The sequence below is a fragment of the Roseovarius sp. MMSF_3298 genome (assembly GCF_030733705.1).
GTDB classification, from domain to species: Bacteria; Pseudomonadota; Alphaproteobacteria; order Rhodobacterales; family Rhodobacteraceae; genus Roseovarius; species Roseovarius confluentis.
Genome location: NZ_JASHIN010000001.1, coordinates 239,137 through 254,747 on the forward strand (window position 1 = coordinate 239,137; position 15,611 = coordinate 254,747).

At 64.2% G+C, this 15,611-nt stretch carries 17 protein-coding genes; 7 read left to right on the forward strand and 10 right to left on the reverse strand.

The window, feature by feature from the left end; all coding sequences use genetic code 11:
• Nucleotides 1-15 precede the first annotated feature (15 nt).
• The 6 genes from RBB18_RS01185 to RBB18_RS01210 all read right to left on the reverse strand — a co-directional run bounded on the left by RBB18_RS01185 (nt 16) and on the right by RBB18_RS01210 (nt 4,402).
• Nucleotides 16-618 carry a hypothetical protein gene (locus RBB18_RS01185; RefSeq protein WP_306111922.1) on the reverse strand — a complete coding sequence of 201 codons (603 nt, stop codon included), beginning with the start codon at nt 616-618 and terminating at the stop codon, nt 16-18.
• Nucleotide 619: 1 nt separating this feature from the next.
• Nucleotides 620-934, reverse strand: coding sequence for a heavy metal-binding domain-containing protein (locus RBB18_RS01190; protein ID WP_103761165.1), 315 nt, complete (start codon nt 932-934; stop codon nt 620-622).
• A 4-nt stretch (nt 935-938) separates the two neighbouring features.
• Nucleotides 939-1,253, reverse strand: coding sequence for a hypothetical protein (locus RBB18_RS01195; RefSeq protein WP_103761164.1), 315 nt, complete (start codon nt 1,251-1,253; stop codon nt 939-941).
• The gene (gene sufB / locus RBB18_RS01200; protein ID WP_103761163.1) at nt 1,250-2,770 is read right to left on the reverse strand and encodes a Fe-S cluster assembly protein SufB; all 1,521 of its coding nucleotides are present in this window, start codon (nt 2,768-2,770) and stop codon (nt 1,250-1,252) included. Before sufB ends, RBB18_RS01195 begins: the two co-directional genes overlap by 4 nt.
• Before the next feature lie 23 nt (nt 2,771-2,793).
• The gene (locus RBB18_RS01205; protein ID WP_103761162.1) at nt 2,794-3,813 is read right to left on the reverse strand and encodes a cysteine desulfurase family protein; all 1,020 of its coding nucleotides are present in this window, start codon (nt 3,811-3,813) and stop codon (nt 2,794-2,796) included.
• A gap of 127 nt (nt 3,814-3,940) precedes the next feature.
• On the reverse strand, nt 3,941-4,402 hold the full coding sequence (locus RBB18_RS01210) for an Rrf2 family transcriptional regulator (protein ID WP_103761161.1): 462 nt from the start codon (nt 4,400-4,402) through the stop codon (nt 3,941-3,943).
• Nucleotides 4,403-4,583: 181 nt separating this feature from the next.
• On the opposite strand from RBB18_RS01210, the gene RBB18_RS01215 reads away from it, so the two are divergent.
• From RBB18_RS01215 to RBB18_RS01230, 4 genes are all read left to right on the forward strand, one after another.
• Nucleotides 4,584-5,237: an alpha/beta hydrolase gene (locus tag RBB18_RS01215; protein ID WP_103761160.1), complete on the forward strand. Its 654-nt coding sequence runs from the start codon at nt 4,584-4,586 to the stop codon at nt 5,235-5,237.
• A 4-nt stretch (nt 5,238-5,241) separates the two neighbouring features.
• Nucleotides 5,242-5,505, forward strand: a complete 264-nt coding sequence (locus RBB18_RS01220) for a hypothetical protein (RefSeq protein WP_103761159.1) — start codon at nt 5,242-5,244, stop codon at nt 5,503-5,505.
• A 110-nt stretch (nt 5,506-5,615) separates the two neighbouring features.
• Complete coding sequence (locus RBB18_RS01225) at nt 5,616-6,590, forward strand: quinone oxidoreductase (protein ID WP_103761841.1); 975 nt, start codon at nt 5,616-5,618, stop codon at nt 6,588-6,590.
• Nucleotides 6,591-6,805: 215 nt separating this feature from the next.
• Nucleotides 6,806-7,981, forward strand: a complete 1,176-nt coding sequence (locus RBB18_RS01230) for a DUF2254 domain-containing protein (protein ID WP_103761158.1) — start codon at nt 6,806-6,808, stop codon at nt 7,979-7,981.
• Nucleotides 7,982-8,203: 222 nt separating this feature from the next.
• On the opposite strand, the gene mfd is transcribed toward RBB18_RS01230, so the two are convergent.
• Nucleotides 8,204-11,650 (reverse strand): transcription-repair coupling factor, encoded by a 3,447-nt coding sequence (mfd, locus tag RBB18_RS01235; RefSeq protein ID WP_306111921.1) that lies wholly within the window; start codon nt 11,648-11,650, stop codon nt 8,204-8,206.
• Nucleotides 11,651-11,660: 10 nt separating this feature from the next.
• Complete coding sequence (locus RBB18_RS01240; protein WP_103761156.1) at nt 11,661-12,185, reverse strand: component of SufBCD complex; 525 nt, start codon at nt 12,183-12,185, stop codon at nt 11,661-11,663.
• Between the two features lie 140 nt (nt 12,186-12,325).
• Here RBB18_RS01240 and hemB point away from each other — a divergent pair, with 140 nt between their 5' ends.
• The 3 genes from hemB (at nt 12,326) to RBB18_RS01255 (ending at nt 14,570) form a co-directional block, all read left to right on the forward strand.
• Nucleotides 12,326-13,324, forward strand: a complete 999-nt coding sequence (hemB, locus tag RBB18_RS01245) for a porphobilinogen synthase (RefSeq protein ID WP_306111920.1) — start codon at nt 12,326-12,328, stop codon at nt 13,322-13,324.
• A gap of 138 nt (nt 13,325-13,462) precedes the next feature.
• Nucleotides 13,463-14,023, forward strand: a complete 561-nt coding sequence (locus RBB18_RS01250) for a YSC84-related protein (RefSeq protein ID WP_103761155.1) — start codon at nt 13,463-13,465, stop codon at nt 14,021-14,023.
• Between the two features lie 91 nt (nt 14,024-14,114).
• On the forward strand, nt 14,115-14,570 hold the full coding sequence (locus RBB18_RS01255) for a hypothetical protein (protein ID WP_306111919.1): 456 nt from the start codon (nt 14,115-14,117) through the stop codon (nt 14,568-14,570).
• A gap of 21 nt (nt 14,571-14,591) precedes the next feature.
• Here the strand turns inward: RBB18_RS01255 and RBB18_RS01260 are convergent, their stop codons facing one another.
• Nucleotides 14,592-15,038, reverse strand: coding sequence for a BrnA antitoxin family protein (locus tag RBB18_RS01260; protein ID WP_211286092.1), 447 nt, complete (start codon nt 15,036-15,038; stop codon nt 14,592-14,594).
• 166 nt (nt 15,039-15,204) lie between these two features.
• Nucleotides 15,205-15,474 carry an usg protein gene (locus RBB18_RS01265; protein WP_103761153.1) on the reverse strand — a complete coding sequence of 90 codons (270 nt, stop codon included), beginning with the start codon at nt 15,472-15,474 and terminating at the stop codon, nt 15,205-15,207.
• Nucleotides 15,475-15,611: the final 137 nt, after the last annotated feature.

The following is a 15,611-nucleotide window of genomic DNA, read 5'->3' on the forward strand; positions in this document are numbered from 1 at the left end:
CCTGTCGCTGGCGCCTCACGGGCGCAGCATCATCTCGATCACGTTCATCAGTTCGTTTTGCGGCAGGGTCAGCGGTTCCACCTCGAACCCCGCCATGCGCCCCGTCATCCTTGGGGCGCCAATGAAATTCTCGACCACGTGGTACTGCTTGCGCCGCTTGTAGTCGTCGACGAACACCTGCACCGGTCGCTCGGTGCGCAGCGCCGTGGCCATGACGCAGCCCGTGCGGAACCGCCCATCCACCAGCACCACGTCGGGCTGGCGGAATTCGGTCAGGTCCCAGACCTCCAGCGGGTATCGCGGATAGCGCATGTAGTGCCCCGCATCGGTCGGATAGCCCCACTCCTTCGTCGGTCCGATGTCGGACCAGATCACGTCCACCTCGGTGCCTTTCGCGGGCGCATTTTCCTCGAACCAGCCGCGCATCATCAGCGCCCAGTCCTTGTCGCTTTCCACCGAGTAGACTCGCTTGCCCGGCATCTCGCCCGCCATCACGGTCGACCCGCCCGACCCGTATTCCAGGATCACGTCCGCGCCTGCGTAGGCCGCGCGCAGCACCTCCGCTTCGGCCTCCGGCAGGGTCAGCTCGGGCCGCGATATGGTGGCGGTCGGGCTCATGTCAGTCCAGCACCACCGCCGTCCCGCTGGCCGAAACCATAAGCATGGAATCCGCCACGACCTCGTAGTCCAGATCGACGCCCACCACGGCATTTGCACCCGCGGCCTTGGCGCGCTCTTTCAGCTCGCGCATGGCGGTGTCGCGGGCATCCTGCAGCTTGGTCTCGTAAGCGCCCGAGCGACCACCGACGATATCCGTCACCTGGGCAAAGAAATCGCGGAAGACATTCGCCCCCATGATCGCCTCGCCCACCACGATGCCGCGGTAGTCGATGATCTTGCGCCCTTCGATGTTATTCGTCGTCGTGATGATCATTTTATCACTCCGTTTCGTCGTGCGAAGCCGCCCGCGCTCCATTAAGGATTCCGACGAGGTGCACGCTCAGCCACCCCCAGATCACGAACAGAACCAGCCCTATTCCCAGTTCGGCGAGTTCTCCCCGACCCGGTCGGATCCAGCCAGTCTCGACGGCCTGCAGGGCGATTTCGTCATGGCTCATCGCAAGGACGAACACCAGGAAATGGCCAAGCAGCAGCATGGTAAATGTCCGGGTGCCGGACCGCAGGCGCCCCGAATGGCCAAGCCTCGGCAGCCGGCTCCGGGTCGCCTCGGGTGTCCGGCACCCTTCGGTCATCCCACGCTGCCTTCCAGCGAGATCGCCACCAGTTGCTGCGCTTCCATGGCGAACTCCATCGGCAGCGCCTGAAGCACGTCCTTGCAGAACCCGTTCACCACCAGCGCCACGGCCTCTTCCTCGTCCATGCCGCGCTGGCGGCAATAGAACAACTGATCGTCATCGACCTTCGACGTGGTCGCCTCGTGCTCCACCCGGGACGAGTTGTTCTTGACCTCGATATACGGCACCGTGTGCGCCCCGCATTCCGAGCCAATCAGCAAGCTGTCGCATTGCGTGTAGTTGCGGCTGTCCTTGGCCTTGGGATGCATCGAGACAAGCCCGCGATAGGTGTTCTGCGCGTGACCCGCACTGATGCCTTTCGACACGATCCGGCTCTTGGTGTTCTTGCCCAGATGGATCATCTTCGTGCCGGTATCGGCCTGCTGCCAGTTGTTGGTGATGGCGATGGAATAGAACTCGCCCTGGCTGTCGTCGCCGCGCAGGATGCAGGACGGGTACTTCCACGTCACGGCAGAGCCGGTTTCCACCTGCGTCCACATCACCTTCGCCCGGTCGCCCCGGCAATCGGCGCGCTTGGTGACGAAGTTGTAGATGCCGCCCTTGCCTTCCTCGTCGCCGGGGAACCAGTTCTGCACCGTGGAATACTTCACCTCGGCGTCTTCCTCGACAATGATCTCGACGACGGCGGCGTGCAGCTGGCTGGTGTCCCGCTGCGGCGCGGTGCAGCCTTCGAGGTAGCTGACGTAAGAGCCCTTGTCGGCGATGATCAGCGTGCGCTCGAACTGGCCGGTATTCTCGGCATTGATGCGGAAATACGTGCTCAGCTCCATCGGGCAGCGCACGCCCGGCGGGACATAGACGAACGACCCGTCCGAGAAGACAGCCGAATTGAGCGTCGCATAGAAGTTGTCGCTGACGGGCACGACCGAACCGAGGTACTTCTTCACCAGTTCGGGATGCTCGCGGATGGCCTCGGAGATCGAGCAGAAGATCACGCCGGCCTTTTCCAATTCCTTCTGAAAGGTCGTGCCGACGGACACGGAGTCAAAGACCGCGTCCACGGCCACCTTGCGGCCCTCCGCAGGCGCCTCCTCGGCCCCTTCGACCCCGGCCAGGATCATCTGTTCCTTCAGCGGGATGCCTAGCTTTTCATATGTTTCCAGCAGCTTGGGATCGACCTCGTCCAGCGACTTGGGCTTTTGCTCCATGCTCTTGGGCCGGGCATAGTAATACTGGTTCTGAAAGTCGATCTGCGGGTAGTCGACCATGGCCCAGTCGGGCTCTTCCTTCTGCAGCCAGCGTTCGTAGGCCTGCAGACGCCACTCGGTCATCCACTCGGGCTCGCCGTTCTTTTCCGAGATCAGCTTGACGATCTCCGGCGTCAGGCCCTTGGGCGCGTATTCCATCTCGATGTCGGTTTCCCAGCCGTATTTATACGTGCTGATGTCGCGCACCGCATCGACGGTTTCCTTGTCGACGCCTTCCTTGACTTGGGTTTCGTCCAGTGCCGCCATTGGGCCACCTCCTCGGTTATCTCTCACGCCGCACGGGCGCGGAATTTTTCATGTTGTCTGGCCCAGGCTTGCGCAAAGGCCACAACGTCGTCTTCGCTCGTGTCGGGGCCCAGCGAGACCCGGACGGCGCTGGCCGCCTCTCGCTCGTCGAACCCCATCGCCGCCAGCACGCGGCTGGCCTTGACCTTGCCGCTGGAACAGGCCGAACCGGCCGATATCGCGAACCCCGCAAGGTCCATCGCCATCACCTGCGTCTCACCCTTCCAGCCGGGTGTGATGAAGCAGGACGTGTTCGGCAGCCGGTCATCGGATTTCCCGACAAAAATAGTCGCTGGGGCGGATTCCTCAATAGCGTTTTCTAGAATCCTTCTAAGTTTTTTCACCCGGTCCCATGCGCCCGCCTCCAGATCGCGCTGCGCCGCTTCCGCCGCAGCGCCGAACCCGGCGATGCCGATGATGTTCTCGGTCCCCGACCGGCGGCCCATCTCCTGCCCGCCGCCAAGGCTCAGCGTTGGGATATCCAGCCCCTGCCGCACGATCAGCGCACCGACGCCCTTGGGCCCGCCCAGCTTGTGCGCTGACATAACCGCCATGTCCGCCCCGGACCAGGCAAAGGAAAATGGCAGGCGGCCCACGGCTTGCGTGATATCCAGAAGCAGCAGATCTCCGCCGGTCTCGGGCTGCGTCACGATTCCGGTCTCGGAATTGGCCAGCCCCATCGCGCGCACGATCGGTGCTCCATCGCCCGGCGCGTGATACGCCCACAGCGCGTCATGGGCGGTCGCCTGAACCTCCACGGTATCGAAGCCCGCCAGCACCCGCGCCGCCTCGGTCGCGCCCGAGGTGAACACCACCTCCTGCGGCTTGCATCCCACGGCAGCGGCCACCTGGCCCCGCGCCCGCTCCACCAGCGCCTTGGCCGTCCGCCCCTCGCCATGCACCGACGACGGATTGCCGACGATATCCATCGCCGCGATCATCGCCTCCCGCGCCTCGGCCCGCAAAGGCGCCGTCGCATTGTAATCGAGGTACACCCGGCTCAAACCGTTCCCCTCTTCTGTTGGCCATGAATATCCCGGGGGTCGTCGAAACACCGTTTCGACGTTGGGGCCAGGGCCCCCGCCCACCGCGACGCGGAACGCGGCGCAAAACCTGTCTCCGAAGGCGCCCTCATTCCTCGTCCACGACGGCAAACAGAGACGGCACCGCGGGACACGGCGCCAGCGAGTTGCCCACCACGTCGCTCAGCCGGGTCTGGTGCAGGAACACGTAGACCTGCGCACTCAACCCCTCCCACAGCCGGTTGGTCATGCTCTGCGCCCGCGAGCCGCTAGTCGCTCCCGACGCGCCCGCGCCCTTGTGCATCGCGTCGATCGTCTCGTCCACCGCGGCCAGGATATCCACCGCCCGGATCTCGGAGGCGGGCCGCGCCAGCTTGTAGCCGCCGCCCGGGCCCCGCACGGACGTCACCAGCTCGGCGCGGCGTAGCTTGACGAACAGCTGTTCCAGGTAGGGCAAGGAAATGCTCTGCCGCCCCGAGATGTCGCTCAGCGTCACCAGCCCGTCCTTTTCCTGCAGCGCGATATCGACCAGCGCCACCATCGCGTAACGCCCCTTGGTGCTCAGTTTCATCGTTTCCCCCCAAAATACCGGCGCTTCAGGGGCTTGACAGGCGGGGAAGTGATTGACCTTGGTCAATCAACCCCCTATCTCGCTTGAAGCCGCAGAATCCATACGGTTGTTTAGAATTGTTCTAAGGTGCTTGATCAATTCCGTCAAGAATTGAGCGGCGCCGAAATGCAAGGGGACACGCATGCCCGAGGTCATCTTTCCCGGCCCCGAGGGCCGCCTGGAAGGCCGCTACCACCCGCAACGCGAGCGCGACGCGCCGATTGCCATCATCCTGCACCCGCACCCGCAATTCGGGGGCACGATGAACAACAAGGTGGTCTACAACCTGCATTACGCGTTCCACAAGCTGGGCTTCACCGTCCTGCGCTTCAACTTTCGCGGCGTGGGACGCAGCCAGGGCGAATATGACCAGGGCGTGGGCGAACTTTCCGATGCCGCCTCGGCGCTCGACTACCTTCAGTCGATGAACGCCAACTCGAAACATTGCTGGGTCGCGGGCTTTTCCTTCGGCGCGTGGATCGGGATGCAGCTCTTGATGCGCCGCCCCGAGATCACCGGCTTCGTGTCCGTGTCGCCACCGGCCAACATGTACGACTTCTCGTTCCTCGCCCCCTGCCCGTCCTCCGGCCTGATCATCAACGGCAGCGCCGACCGCGTGGCGCCGCCGGCCGACACCCAGTCGCTGGTGGGCAAACTGCATGAACAGCAGGGCATCACCATCACCCACGAACAGGTCGAGGGCTCGGGGCACTTCTTCGAAGAGCCGCACATGGAGACGATGATCGACACCGTCAGCGATTACGTCAAACGCCGCCTGACCGAGACCACGAGATAAGCCCATGGGCGTGACCGAGGATCTGGCAGACGAACTGGCGCTCAAGGTCATCAAGTACGTGGATGCCTCCGGCGACGATGGCGTCATTTCCGAGATCGTCGGCATCCTCGGCGCCACGTCCCAATCCGCCGAAGAGGCGTTCCTGACCTCGATGCGGGTGCGCCGCGCCAACATGGCGGCGCGCGCGCACCTGCTGAACCGGGTCAAGAAATTCCAGGAAAAGCAGGCGGACGGTGGCGACGCGGCCAATGACGCGCCCGAAACCTGACCGCGTTTGCAATTCGCATGGGCGATCCCCGTCAAGCGGGCTAGGTGCCCGACAAGACGTGTGCGGCGCATTCCATGACGGCCGCGCATGACAAGCAAGGAGAGACCACAATGGCACGCACCATCATCATCGAAGAGTTCGGCGGTCCGGACAATCTCAAGCTCGTTGACCGCGAGGTGGGCGATCCCGGCCCCGGCGAGGTGCGCATCGCCCATGTGGCTTGCGGGCTGAACTTCATCGACGTGTACCAGCGCACCGGGCTTTACCCGCTGGAGCTGCCCCATGCCCTCGGGATGGAGGCCGCGGGCATCATCGAGGCCGTGGGCGAAGGTGTCACGCATCTGCAAGTGGGCCAGCACGCCGCCTATGCCGCCACGCCCCCCGGTGCCTATTCCGAGGCCCGCGTCATGCCCGCCGCACAGGTCTGCCCCCTGCCCGACGACATCCCGTTCGAGGACGCCGCCTCGATCATGCTGCAGGGCATGACGGTGGAATACCTCTTTCACCGGGTCTCGCCGCTGAAAAAGGGCGACACCGTGCTGTTTCACGCCGCCGCCGGCGGTGTGGGCCTGCTGGCCTGCCAATGGGCCCGCTCCGAGGGGATCACCCTGATCGGCACCGCCGGGACGGACGAGAAATGCAAGCTGGCGGTCGATAACGGCGCGTCGGCCTGCATCAACTACCGCACCGAGGATTTCGTGGCCGAAGTCAAGAAACTGACCGATGACAAGGGCGTCGACGTGGTGATGGACGGCGTCGGCAAGGACACGTTCGACCGTTCGCTCGACTGCCTGAAGCCCTTGGGCATGATGATGTCCTTCGGCAACGCCTCGGGCCCGGTCGAGCCGGTCAGCCTGCTGACCCTCGCACAGAAAGGCTCGCTCAAGCTGACGCGCACCACGCTCTTCACCTTCCTGGCCGATCACGAACGCTGCCAGGACATGGCAAAGCACCTCTTTTCAAAGGTGCAGTCGGGCGACGTGAAGGTGAATATCGGCCAGACATGGAAGCTCGAGGATATCGCCGAGGCGCATCGCGCGCTCGAGGCGCGGGAAACCACCGGCTCGACCATCCTCACGCTTTGATCACGTCTTCGGGAACTTTCCCGCTCCGGGTGCAGTTACCTTCCTGCACGCCACGAGCGGGCACGCCAATTGTGCCCGCCCGGCAAACCGGAGTAGAAGACCCATGAACAATATCATCTATATCGTCGGCCTTGTTGTCATCGTCGTTGCCATTCTTTCGTTTATCGGTATCGGCTGAAGCAGGTCCCGGGGTCCGACCTCCAGGGAAGAACTGAATGAACAAACGGGCGCTCTTGCTCAAACTGGCGCAGGACGTACGCGCCAGCTACTGGTTCATTCCGGCCAACATGGTGTTGTTCGCGATCCTTCTGGCCTACGGGTCGGAATGGCTCGACCACAACGCCGAGATCCTGCCTTACCAGCTTCCCGAAACCCTGATCGACACTCAGGTCGACGGCGCGCGCAGCACGCTGTCGACCATTGCCACGTCGGTGATCGGCGTCACCGGCGTTATGTTTTCCATGACAATGGTCGCGGTGTCCTTTGCCGCCGGCAATTACGGCCCGCGCCTGATCGGGAATTTCATGCGCAACCGGGGCAATCAGATCAGCCTCGGCATCCTGATTTCCACCTTCGTCTATGCCCTTCTGATCCTGCGCGCCGTGCAGGACCCGTCCGAAACCGCCGAAATCGAAGCCTTCGTGCCGCAATATTCCATGTTGCTGGCGATGTTGGGCTGCATCATCGCGGTCTTCACCATGATCTATTTCGTGCACCACGTCCCCGAAACGATCAACGTCGGCAACATCACCGCCGGCCTGGGCCAGCGGCTGGAAACCGAGATCAAGGCCATCATCGACGCCGAGGACGCCCGCGACAAGCGCCGCGAGTTGGCCTATCCCGACCGTGACCCCGACCACCGGATCACCATGAACTCCGCCGGCTACATCCGCACGCTGAACTACGGAAAGGTCGAGCAGCTGACCGACCGCGACGACTGGACCCTGCGGATCGAACAGCAGCCTGGCGACTTCGTCAGTTCCTTTACGCCCGTGATGTCCGTCTGGTCACGCGACGCGCTGTCGGACGAGGATATCGCGGAGCTGCGCGACTGCTACGCGCTAGGCACCAGCAAGACCGAGCATCAGAACGTGCTCTTTCTCGTCGATGAACTGGTCGAGGTGCTGGCCCGCGCACTCTCCCCCGGCGTCAACGATCCTTTCACCGCGATCAACTGCCTCAACTGGATGCAGAACGCCCTGTCGGTCGCGCGGCATCATGGTGAGGGTCTGGGCGAGGACGGCGCCGGCAAACATGCGCTCGGCCCGCGCCTGACCTACGACACCCTGTTCGAGCGCAGTTTCCTGGCCTCGAAACCCTATACCGACACCGACGAGCTGACCAAGGCGCACTACGACAAGCTGGTTGCGGAGTTGAAACGGTCGGCCTAAGCGCCGCGCGGAATCAAGGCGCGCCCTGCGCGCCGCCGCGCGATCGCCCGCTGACCGAAAGGCGGTTGCAAGCAACCGCCGAAAGGGGGGCCGCCCCCCGGGCTGGCGATTGGGTGAAGTCAGCGCTTCGATTGGAAGTCTCGCGGAATTTGCGGCGATAAAGTGCCCTGAAATGACGTCGGATCGCCACCCCGCGGTCTGGCAATCACGCGGCCGAAGCTCTCACCCCTTCTTGCCTTCCTTCACCTTCTCCGCCAAGTCCCGCGCGATGGCGAACGCGCCCTTGATCTTGTCGGCGTCGGATTTCCAGCTGCGTTTGACCACGATCTTGTTGTCCTTGACCTTGGCCAGCCCCTTCTGATCCTTGATGAATTCCACCAGCCCCTGAGGGTTGGAAAACTTGTCGTTGTGGAACTGGATCGTCGCCCCCCGCGGCCCGCCGTCCAGCTTGGCGATCCCGGCGCGTTTGCACATCGCCTTGATCCGCACGACCAGCATCAGCGTGTTCACTTCGCGCGGCAGCTTGCCGAACCGGTCGATCAGCTCGGCGGCGAAGCCTTCCAGTTCAACTTTGGTCGCCAAGCCACTGAGACGGCGGTACAATCCCAATCTGACATCCAGGTCGGGGACGTAGTCCTCGGGGATCAGAACCGGCACGCCCAGGTTGATCTGCGGCGCCCATTGCTCGTCCGCCTCGCTGAGCCCCTCCAGCTGCCCCGACTTGATCTTGGCGATCGCCTCTTCCAGCATCGACTGGTAAAGCTCGTACCCCACGTCGCGCATCTGCCCGGACTGTTCCTCGCCCAGCAGGTTGCCCGCCCCGCGAATATCGAGGTCCTGAGACGCCAGCGTGAACCCCGCGCCCAGCTGATCCAGACTGCCCAGCACCCGCAATCGCTTCTCGGCGGACGGCGTAAGGCGCATCCGTGGCTTGGTCGTCAAATACGCATAGGCCCGCGTCTTGGCCCGCCCCACACGGCCCCGGATCTGGTAAAGCTGCGACAGGCCGAACATGTCGGCGCGATGCACCACCATCGTGTTCGCCGTCGGGATATCCAGCCCTGATTCCACGATCGTCGTGGCCAGCAGCACATCGTACTTGCCGTCGTAGAACGCGTTCATGCGTTCATCCAGCTCCTTGGCCGCCATCTGGCCATGCGCCACCACGAAACTGACCTCGGGCACATGGGTGCGCAGGAAGTCCTCGATCTCGGCAATGTCGCTGATGCGCGGCACCACGTAGAAACTCTGCCCGCCCCGGTAATGCTCGCGCAGCAGCGCCTCGCGGATCGTCACCGTGTCGAACTCGCTGACATAGGTGCGGATCGACAGCCGGTCGATGGGCGGCGTGCCGATGATACTCAGGTCCCGCACGCCGCTGAGGCTCAGTTGCAGCGTCCGTGGAATCGGCGTCGCGGTCAGGGTCAGCACATGCACTTCGGAGCGCAGCGATTTCAGCCGCTCCTTGTGGGTCACGCCGAACCGCTGTTCCTCGTCGATCACCAGCAGGCCAAGGTTCTTGAACCGGATGTTCTTGGCCAGCAGAGCATGCGTGCCCACCACGATATCCACCGTGCCGTCCGCCAGCCCCGCGCGGGTCTTGGTGGCCTGGCTTGACGACACGAAGCGCGACAAAGGCGCCACCGTCACCGGAAAGCCCCGGAACCGCTCGGCAAAGCTCTGGTAATGCTGGCGTGCCAGCAGGGTCGTCGGCGCGATCACCGCCACCTGCATCCCCGACATGGCGGCGATAAAGGCCGCGCGCATCGCCACCTCGGTCTTGCCGAAACCGACGTCACCGCAGATCAGCCGGTCCATCGGCGTGCCGCTGTCGAGGTCGGCCACCACGTCCTCGATGGCGCGCAACTGGTCGTCCGTCTCCTGGTACGGGAACCGGGCCGAGAACGCCTCCCACGCGTGGTGCTCGGGCTCCAGCACCGGCGCCTTGCGTAGCGCGCGTTCTGCAGCGATCCGGATCAGGCGGTCGGCCATCTCGCGGATGCGTTCCTTCAGCTTGGCCTTCTTGGCCTGCCACGCGCCGCCGCCCAGACGGTCCAGCAGACCCTCCTCGTGGCCGTATCGACTCAGCAGTTCGATATTCTCGACCGGCAGGTAAAGCTTTGATTGTTCTGCATATTCCAGCAGCAGGCATTCATGTGCCGCGCCCGCCGCCGTGACCACTTCCAGCCCCGTGTAACGCCCGATCCCGTGGTCGACATGCACCACCAGGTCGCCGGGCGACAGGCTCTGCGCCTCGGTCAGAAAGTTCTCGGCCCGCCGCCGCTTCTTCGGGGACCGGATCAAACGGTCGCCCAGGATATCCTGCTCGGCGATCACCGTCAGACCGGGCGCGGTAAACCCATGCTCCAGCCCCCAGACCGCCAGGTGCAAGCCGCGCTTGCCAATGGCCCCGGCATTCTTGACCGTCACCGCACCCAGCAAACCCTCGTCTTCCAACAGCCCTTCCAGCCGCTCGCGCGCACCGTCCGAATAGGACGCGACCAGCACCGGGCCCTCGGCCATGCGCGCATCAATATGGTCTTTCAGGACGCTGAAAAGGTTGATCTTTTCCTGCTGACGTTCGGGCGCGAAATTGCGGCCTATCCGCCCGCCCGCGTCGATCACCCCCGGCCCCGGCGCCTGCGGCAAGGGCGACAGGGCCAGCACGCGACGGTCCCCCAGGGCGGCCCCCCAGGCATCGTTATCGAGATACAGAAGATCGGGCGCGATGGGCTTGTAAATGCTGTCCTCGCGGCCCTTCTGGGTCATGGCGTGCTTGCGCGCATCGTACTGGTCGGCGATGGACACCCACCGCGCCTCCCGCGCCGCCTCGACCTGGTCATCCAGGCTGACCGGCGCGCCGGGGATATAGTCGAACAGCGTCTCCAGCCGCTCGTGAAACAGCGGTAGCCAATGCTCCATCCCCGCCTGCTTGCGCCCCGCGCTGACGGCTTCGTAAAGCGGGTCGTCACTGCCGGCCGCGCCGAACTCGATGCGGTAATTCTGCCGGAACCGGGTGATCGCGGCCTCGTCCAGAATGACCTCGCTGACCGGGGCCAGCTCGATCCGGTCCAGCTTTTCCGTGGTGCGCTGCGTGGCCGGGTCGAACCGCCGCACGCCGTCCAGCACGTCACCGAACAGGTCCAGCCGCACCGGGCCGCTCTCGCCCGGCGGGTAGATGTCGATGATCCCGCCGCGCACGGCATAATCGCCCGGCTCCATCACCGTGGGCGCCTGGGTAAAGCCCATGCGTACGAGGAAGGATTTCAGCGCCTCCTCGTCGATCTGGTAATCGACCTGCGCCGAAAACGCCGCCTCGCGCAGCACGTCCCGCGCGGGCACCCGCTGTGTCGCCGCATTCAGCGTGGTCAGCAGGATGAACCGCGACGGTCCGCCATGCACCAGCCCGGCCAGCGTTGCCATCCGCGTGGCGGAAATGTCGGCGTTAGGCGAGACCCGGTCATAGGGCAGACAATCCCAGCCGGGAAAGCGGATCACCGGCATGTCCGGCGCGAAAAAGCGCAGCGCCTCCTCCATCGCCGCCATCCGCTTGTCGTCGCGGGCGACATGGATCACGGGGCCCTCCGCGCGGGCGGCCTCGTCCAGGATCAGCCTTGCGTCGAAGCCTTCGGGCGCGCCGCCAACGGCGATACGTTTGTTTTCGGCCATTTGCAGCCCCTCAGCCAAGCGCGCCGGTCGACATGTTGACCAGCATGCCCCACATCGCGGTCGCAAGGATCGACAGGATGCCGAGGAACTGCGTCGTGACGCGGTGGTAATGCATTCGCTTGTAAAGCGCCTCGCCCACCAGCCCGTCACGGTTGATGCGGTGGGAGGTATAGATCGACAAAAGCGCCACCAGCGTCATCGGAAAGGCCAGCAGGAACACCGCCTGGCTGAACTCGTTGCGATAGACGAACCCCAGAAGCCCCAGCGTGGTCAGCACGAAACAGGCGAACCCGGCCAGCAGCATCCCGGTTTCGCGCGCGATGTAAAGCAGGCGGTTGCTGTTGATGCGCACCATGTCGTGCAGGTCGATGACCCCCTGCTCATCGCCGCTCCTGGCGCGCTGCACCATGTCCCACGGCACGCCCAGCACCCAGTGGCTGGTCGACGACCACAGCACCGCCAGCACGATCCAGAACCAAAGGTTGCTGAAGCTGCGCATGTCGATCAGCTCGAAAATGGTCTCGATCAGGTCCAATGCCGGTGCCTCGTTGCGTCTTTGCGCTGTGCCGCGTTCTATCCGGGCACCTCTTAGCGCCGCTCTGCGCCAATTCCTACCCTTGAGATGGCGGAATTTCCATGCCACTCAGAAGGCGACTAAGAAAAAGGATGGCTACAATGCGTCCCACCCAAGGGCCCTTCCCCGTCACGCGCCTGCGCCGCACCCGCGCCACGCCGGCAATCCGGTCGCTGGTGGCCCAGAACACGCTGACCCCGGCAGACCTCATCTGGCCGGTCTTCGTGTGCGACGGTGAAGGCCAGGAAGACCCCGTGCCCTCCATGCCCGGCGTCCTGCGCCGCAGCGTCGACCGCGTGGTCGAGGCCGCCCGCGAGGCGCAATCCCTCGGCATCCCCGCAATCTGCATCTTTCCCTATACCTCGGCCGAGAACCGCACCTCGGATTGCGCCGAGGCGTGGAACCCCGACAACCTATCGAACCGCGCCACCCGCGCCATCAAGGACGCGGTGCCCGACATTGCCATCATGACCGACGTGGCGCTCGACCCCTATTCCGACACCGGCCATGACGGCTTTGTCGTGGATGGCGAGATCCTCAACGACGAGACCATCGAGGCGCTGGTGAAACAGGCCCTCAGCCAGGCCGCGGCGGGGGTCGACATCATCGGCCCCTCGGACATGATGGACGGCCGCATCGGCGCCCTGCGCGCCGCGCTGGAATCCGAAGGCCACAAGAACACGCTCCTGCTCAGCTATGCCGCCAAGTACGCCTCCGCCTTCTACGGCCCGTTCCGCGACGCGGTCGGCGCCTCGGGCGCGCTGAAAGGCGACAAGAAGACCTACCAGATGGACCCGGCCAATTCCGACGAGGCGCTGCGCTGTGTCGCCCGCGATCTTTCCGAGGGCGCCGACATGGTGATGATCAAGCCCGGGATGCCCTACCTGGACATCTGCCGCCGGGTGAAGGACGAATTCGGCGCGCCCACATATGCCTACCAGGTGTCGGGCGAATACGCGATGATCCAGGCCGCCGCGCAGAACGGCTGGATCGACCACGACCGCGCCATGGTCGAAAGCCTGATGGCCTTCAAACGGGCCGGTTGCGACGGCATCCTGACTTATTTTGCCCCCGCCGTCGCGCGGATGCTGAACGGCTGATACCCACGCGGGTTCTTGCTTATCTGCCCGGACACCACAAACTGTGGTGACACCGCCTGTCTTCCCCTCTATAGTGTAGGGACAGGCCGGCATTCTACAAAAGACCGGCCACGGATCAGGCAACGAACAGGCAGTATCATGAAAAACCTTTCCCGGCGAAGCTTCACGCTCGGTGCATTGGCCGCATCCCCCCTCCTGGCCGCTTGCGGCAACGGGGTCGGCAGCGTCGGCTCGCAGAAGATTGACGCCCGCGTCGACTCGACGCTCAATTACCTTTACCAACGCTACCCCCAGACCCGCGACATCGCGGCCAAGTCCGTGGGCCAGCTTGTCATGCCCCTGATCACCGAGGGCGGTTTCATCGTCGGCGGCGGCTATGGCCGCGGCGCCCTGCGCGTGGGCGGTGCGACGGTCGATTATTATTCTGCGGCCAAGGGCAGCGTCGGGCTTCAGATCGGGGCGCAGCAATTCGCCCACGTGTTGTTCTTCATGACCGAAGACGCGCTGGCCGGCTTCCGCCGCGCTTCCGGCTGGGTCGCGGGCGCGGATATCGAATACGTCTTCTCGGACAAGGGCGAAAACCTGCGGGCCGACACCACCACGGCCAGCACGCCGGTGCTCGCGGTGATCTTCGGCCAGGCGGGGGCACTGGTAGGCGCGTCGCTCGAAGGCACCAAGTATACGCGCATCATCCCCTGATCTGCCCCGGGGTTTGAACCCCGGACAGGGATCAGACGACATACAGGGGCGCGTGAACATCTCACGCGCCCTTTTTCAGTGAGGTCACCCCATGTCCCGCACCGCAGCCCTTGCCGCCCTTGTCACCCTCTGCTCTGCCGCGCGGGCCGCCGCCTGCGCCCTGCCTCCGCCGGTCTGCGAGGTCTCGAACGGTCAGCGAGCGATGCTCGAACACGCCAACGGCAGCACCGTGCTTTTTTCGCAGCTTGATCCCGACGCCGCGGGATACCGGCCCACCTACGTGCTGGTCGATTGCAGCAAGCGGCAGGCGGTGGCCCTGGGACACCTGCCGGAAGATGCCGATGACACGGCAAGCCAGGTCCACTTCGATGGCCGCATGGTGATGGATCGTGAACTCTCGACCGGCGCACGCCCGCGGTTGGGCCACGTGCATCGCCAGCTTCAGCGGATGGGGCTGCGCAGTAAGCGGTTCACCCTGCTGAAATCCCATTGCGGCTGTGCCCTGCCCGACTTGCCCCCGCCACCGTCCAGCTGTCCGCCCTATTGATCCGGGCGCAGCTGGCCCGCTTCACTCCTTGTCGTCGCCGAAGTCGATCTTGATCCCCTCGAACGGGTTGTCGTCGTCTGTCGCGGTCTCGTTCAGGCGGCGGGCGCGCTGGTCGTGCAGGATCTCCATCTGCCGGTCCAGGTACTCGGCAAATTGCGGCCCCGCGCCGTTCTCGTCCCAATGCGCATAGACCCGCCCCTCGATCAGGGCCAGCCAGTACAACCGCAGCACCCGGTTGATCCGCGCGCCATAGCCGGGGCCAAGGCGGCGGAACCATTTCAACATGTCGCTGTCCAGCCGGATGGTGACCCGCGTTTTCGGGCGGGCGATCGGCTCGCGGCTTTCCAGCCCCTCCCACTCCTCGGGCAGGGATCGGTCCAGCCAGTGTTCGGTCAGCGATTCCTGCAACTGCCGCAATTCGTCCATCAACGCGGCGCGGGTTTTCTGCGGGGGCGGCGTACGGCGCATCAGGGGCTCCTTTCAGCGGGATGACGCGGGTAATGCCCGTCATGCTGCCGCCGAGAAGTTAACGCCGCTTGGCTGCACCGCCCGGTGCACGGGCGGTGTACGCGGGGTGCACGCCTGTCACCCCCGTGATTTCGGCCCGTTGCGCCGATCGGTTAACCGACCGCGCTCAGTTCATGTAGAACTCGCCGGTGACCTGCCGCCATTCCCCGGGGCTGATCATCTTGCGATGGATGAACTGCACCGAATGCAGCGGCCCCTCGATCTCGTCCTGCCAGAACTCGATGAACTTGAAAAGCTTGGGATGATCCGGCGCGAGGTCATAGTCCTGCCAGACGAAGGTATTGATAACATGCGCATAATCCGGCATGTGGTAATAGAATTCCGCTGTCGTCAGGCCATAGCCTTTCAGCATCAGTTCGGTTTCCGAAAGCTCCATTTCCGTTCCCATGTTGGCACCACTCTTGATTGTTATGTCTTTCAGTGTGCCACGAAATTATTAGTTTTCAATAAAAACAGTATGTTATCACCCTGCCCGGCTGGCTGCCAATGGCGCGGGACACGAGCCATTGCACC

What these genes read in the sequence shown, in the direction of transcription:
- RBB18_RS01250 (WP_103761155.1), top strand. Translation starts at nt 13,463, where the DNA reads ATGAAAAACCTTTCCCGGCGAAGCTTCACGCTCGGTGCATTGGCCGCA.
- RBB18_RS01215 (WP_103761160.1), top strand. Translation starts at nt 4,584, where the DNA reads ATGCCCGAGGTCATCTTTCCCGGCCCCGAGGGCCGCCTGGAAGGCCGC.
- RBB18_RS01220 (WP_103761159.1), top strand. Translation starts at nt 5,242, where the DNA reads ATGGGCGTGACCGAGGATCTGGCAGACGAACTGGCGCTCAAGGTCATC.
- hemB (WP_306111920.1), top strand. Translation starts at nt 12,326, where the DNA reads ATGCGTCCCACCCAAGGGCCCTTCCCCGTCACGCGCCTGCGCCGCACC.
- RBB18_RS01210 (WP_103761161.1), bottom strand. Translation starts at nt 4,402, where the DNA reads ATGAAACTGAGCACCAAGGGGCGTTACGCGATGGTGGCGCTGGTCGAT.
- RBB18_RS01260 (WP_211286092.1), bottom strand. Translation starts at nt 15,038, where the DNA reads ATGCGCCGTACGCCGCCCCCGCAGAAAACCCGCGCCGCGTTGATGGAC.
- sufB (WP_103761163.1), bottom strand. Translation starts at nt 2,770, where the DNA reads ATGGCGGCACTGGACGAAACCCAAGTCAAGGAAGGCGTCGACAAGGAA.
- RBB18_RS01195 (WP_103761164.1), bottom strand. Translation starts at nt 1,253, where the DNA reads ATGACCGAAGGGTGCCGGACACCCGAGGCGACCCGGAGCCGGCTGCCG.
- RBB18_RS01255 (WP_306111919.1), top strand. Translation starts at nt 14,115, where the DNA reads ATGTCCCGCACCGCAGCCCTTGCCGCCCTTGTCACCCTCTGCTCTGCC.
- RBB18_RS01185 (WP_306111922.1), bottom strand. Translation starts at nt 618, where the DNA reads ATGAGCCCGACCGCCACCATATCGCGGCCCGAGCTGACCCTGCCGGAG.
- RBB18_RS01230 (WP_103761158.1), top strand. Translation starts at nt 6,806, where the DNA reads ATGAACAAACGGGCGCTCTTGCTCAAACTGGCGCAGGACGTACGCGCC.
- mfd (WP_306111921.1), bottom strand. Translation starts at nt 11,650, where the DNA reads ATGGCCGAAAACAAACGTATCGCCGTTGGCGGCGCGCCCGAAGGCTTC.
- RBB18_RS01190 (WP_103761165.1), bottom strand. Translation starts at nt 934, where the DNA reads ATGATCATCACGACGACGAATAACATCGAAGGGCGCAAGATCATCGAC.
- RBB18_RS01225 (WP_103761841.1), top strand. Translation starts at nt 5,616, where the DNA reads ATGGCACGCACCATCATCATCGAAGAGTTCGGCGGTCCGGACAATCTC.
- RBB18_RS01265 (WP_103761153.1), bottom strand. Translation starts at nt 15,474, where the DNA reads ATGGAGCTTTCGGAAACCGAACTGATGCTGAAAGGCTATGGCCTGACG.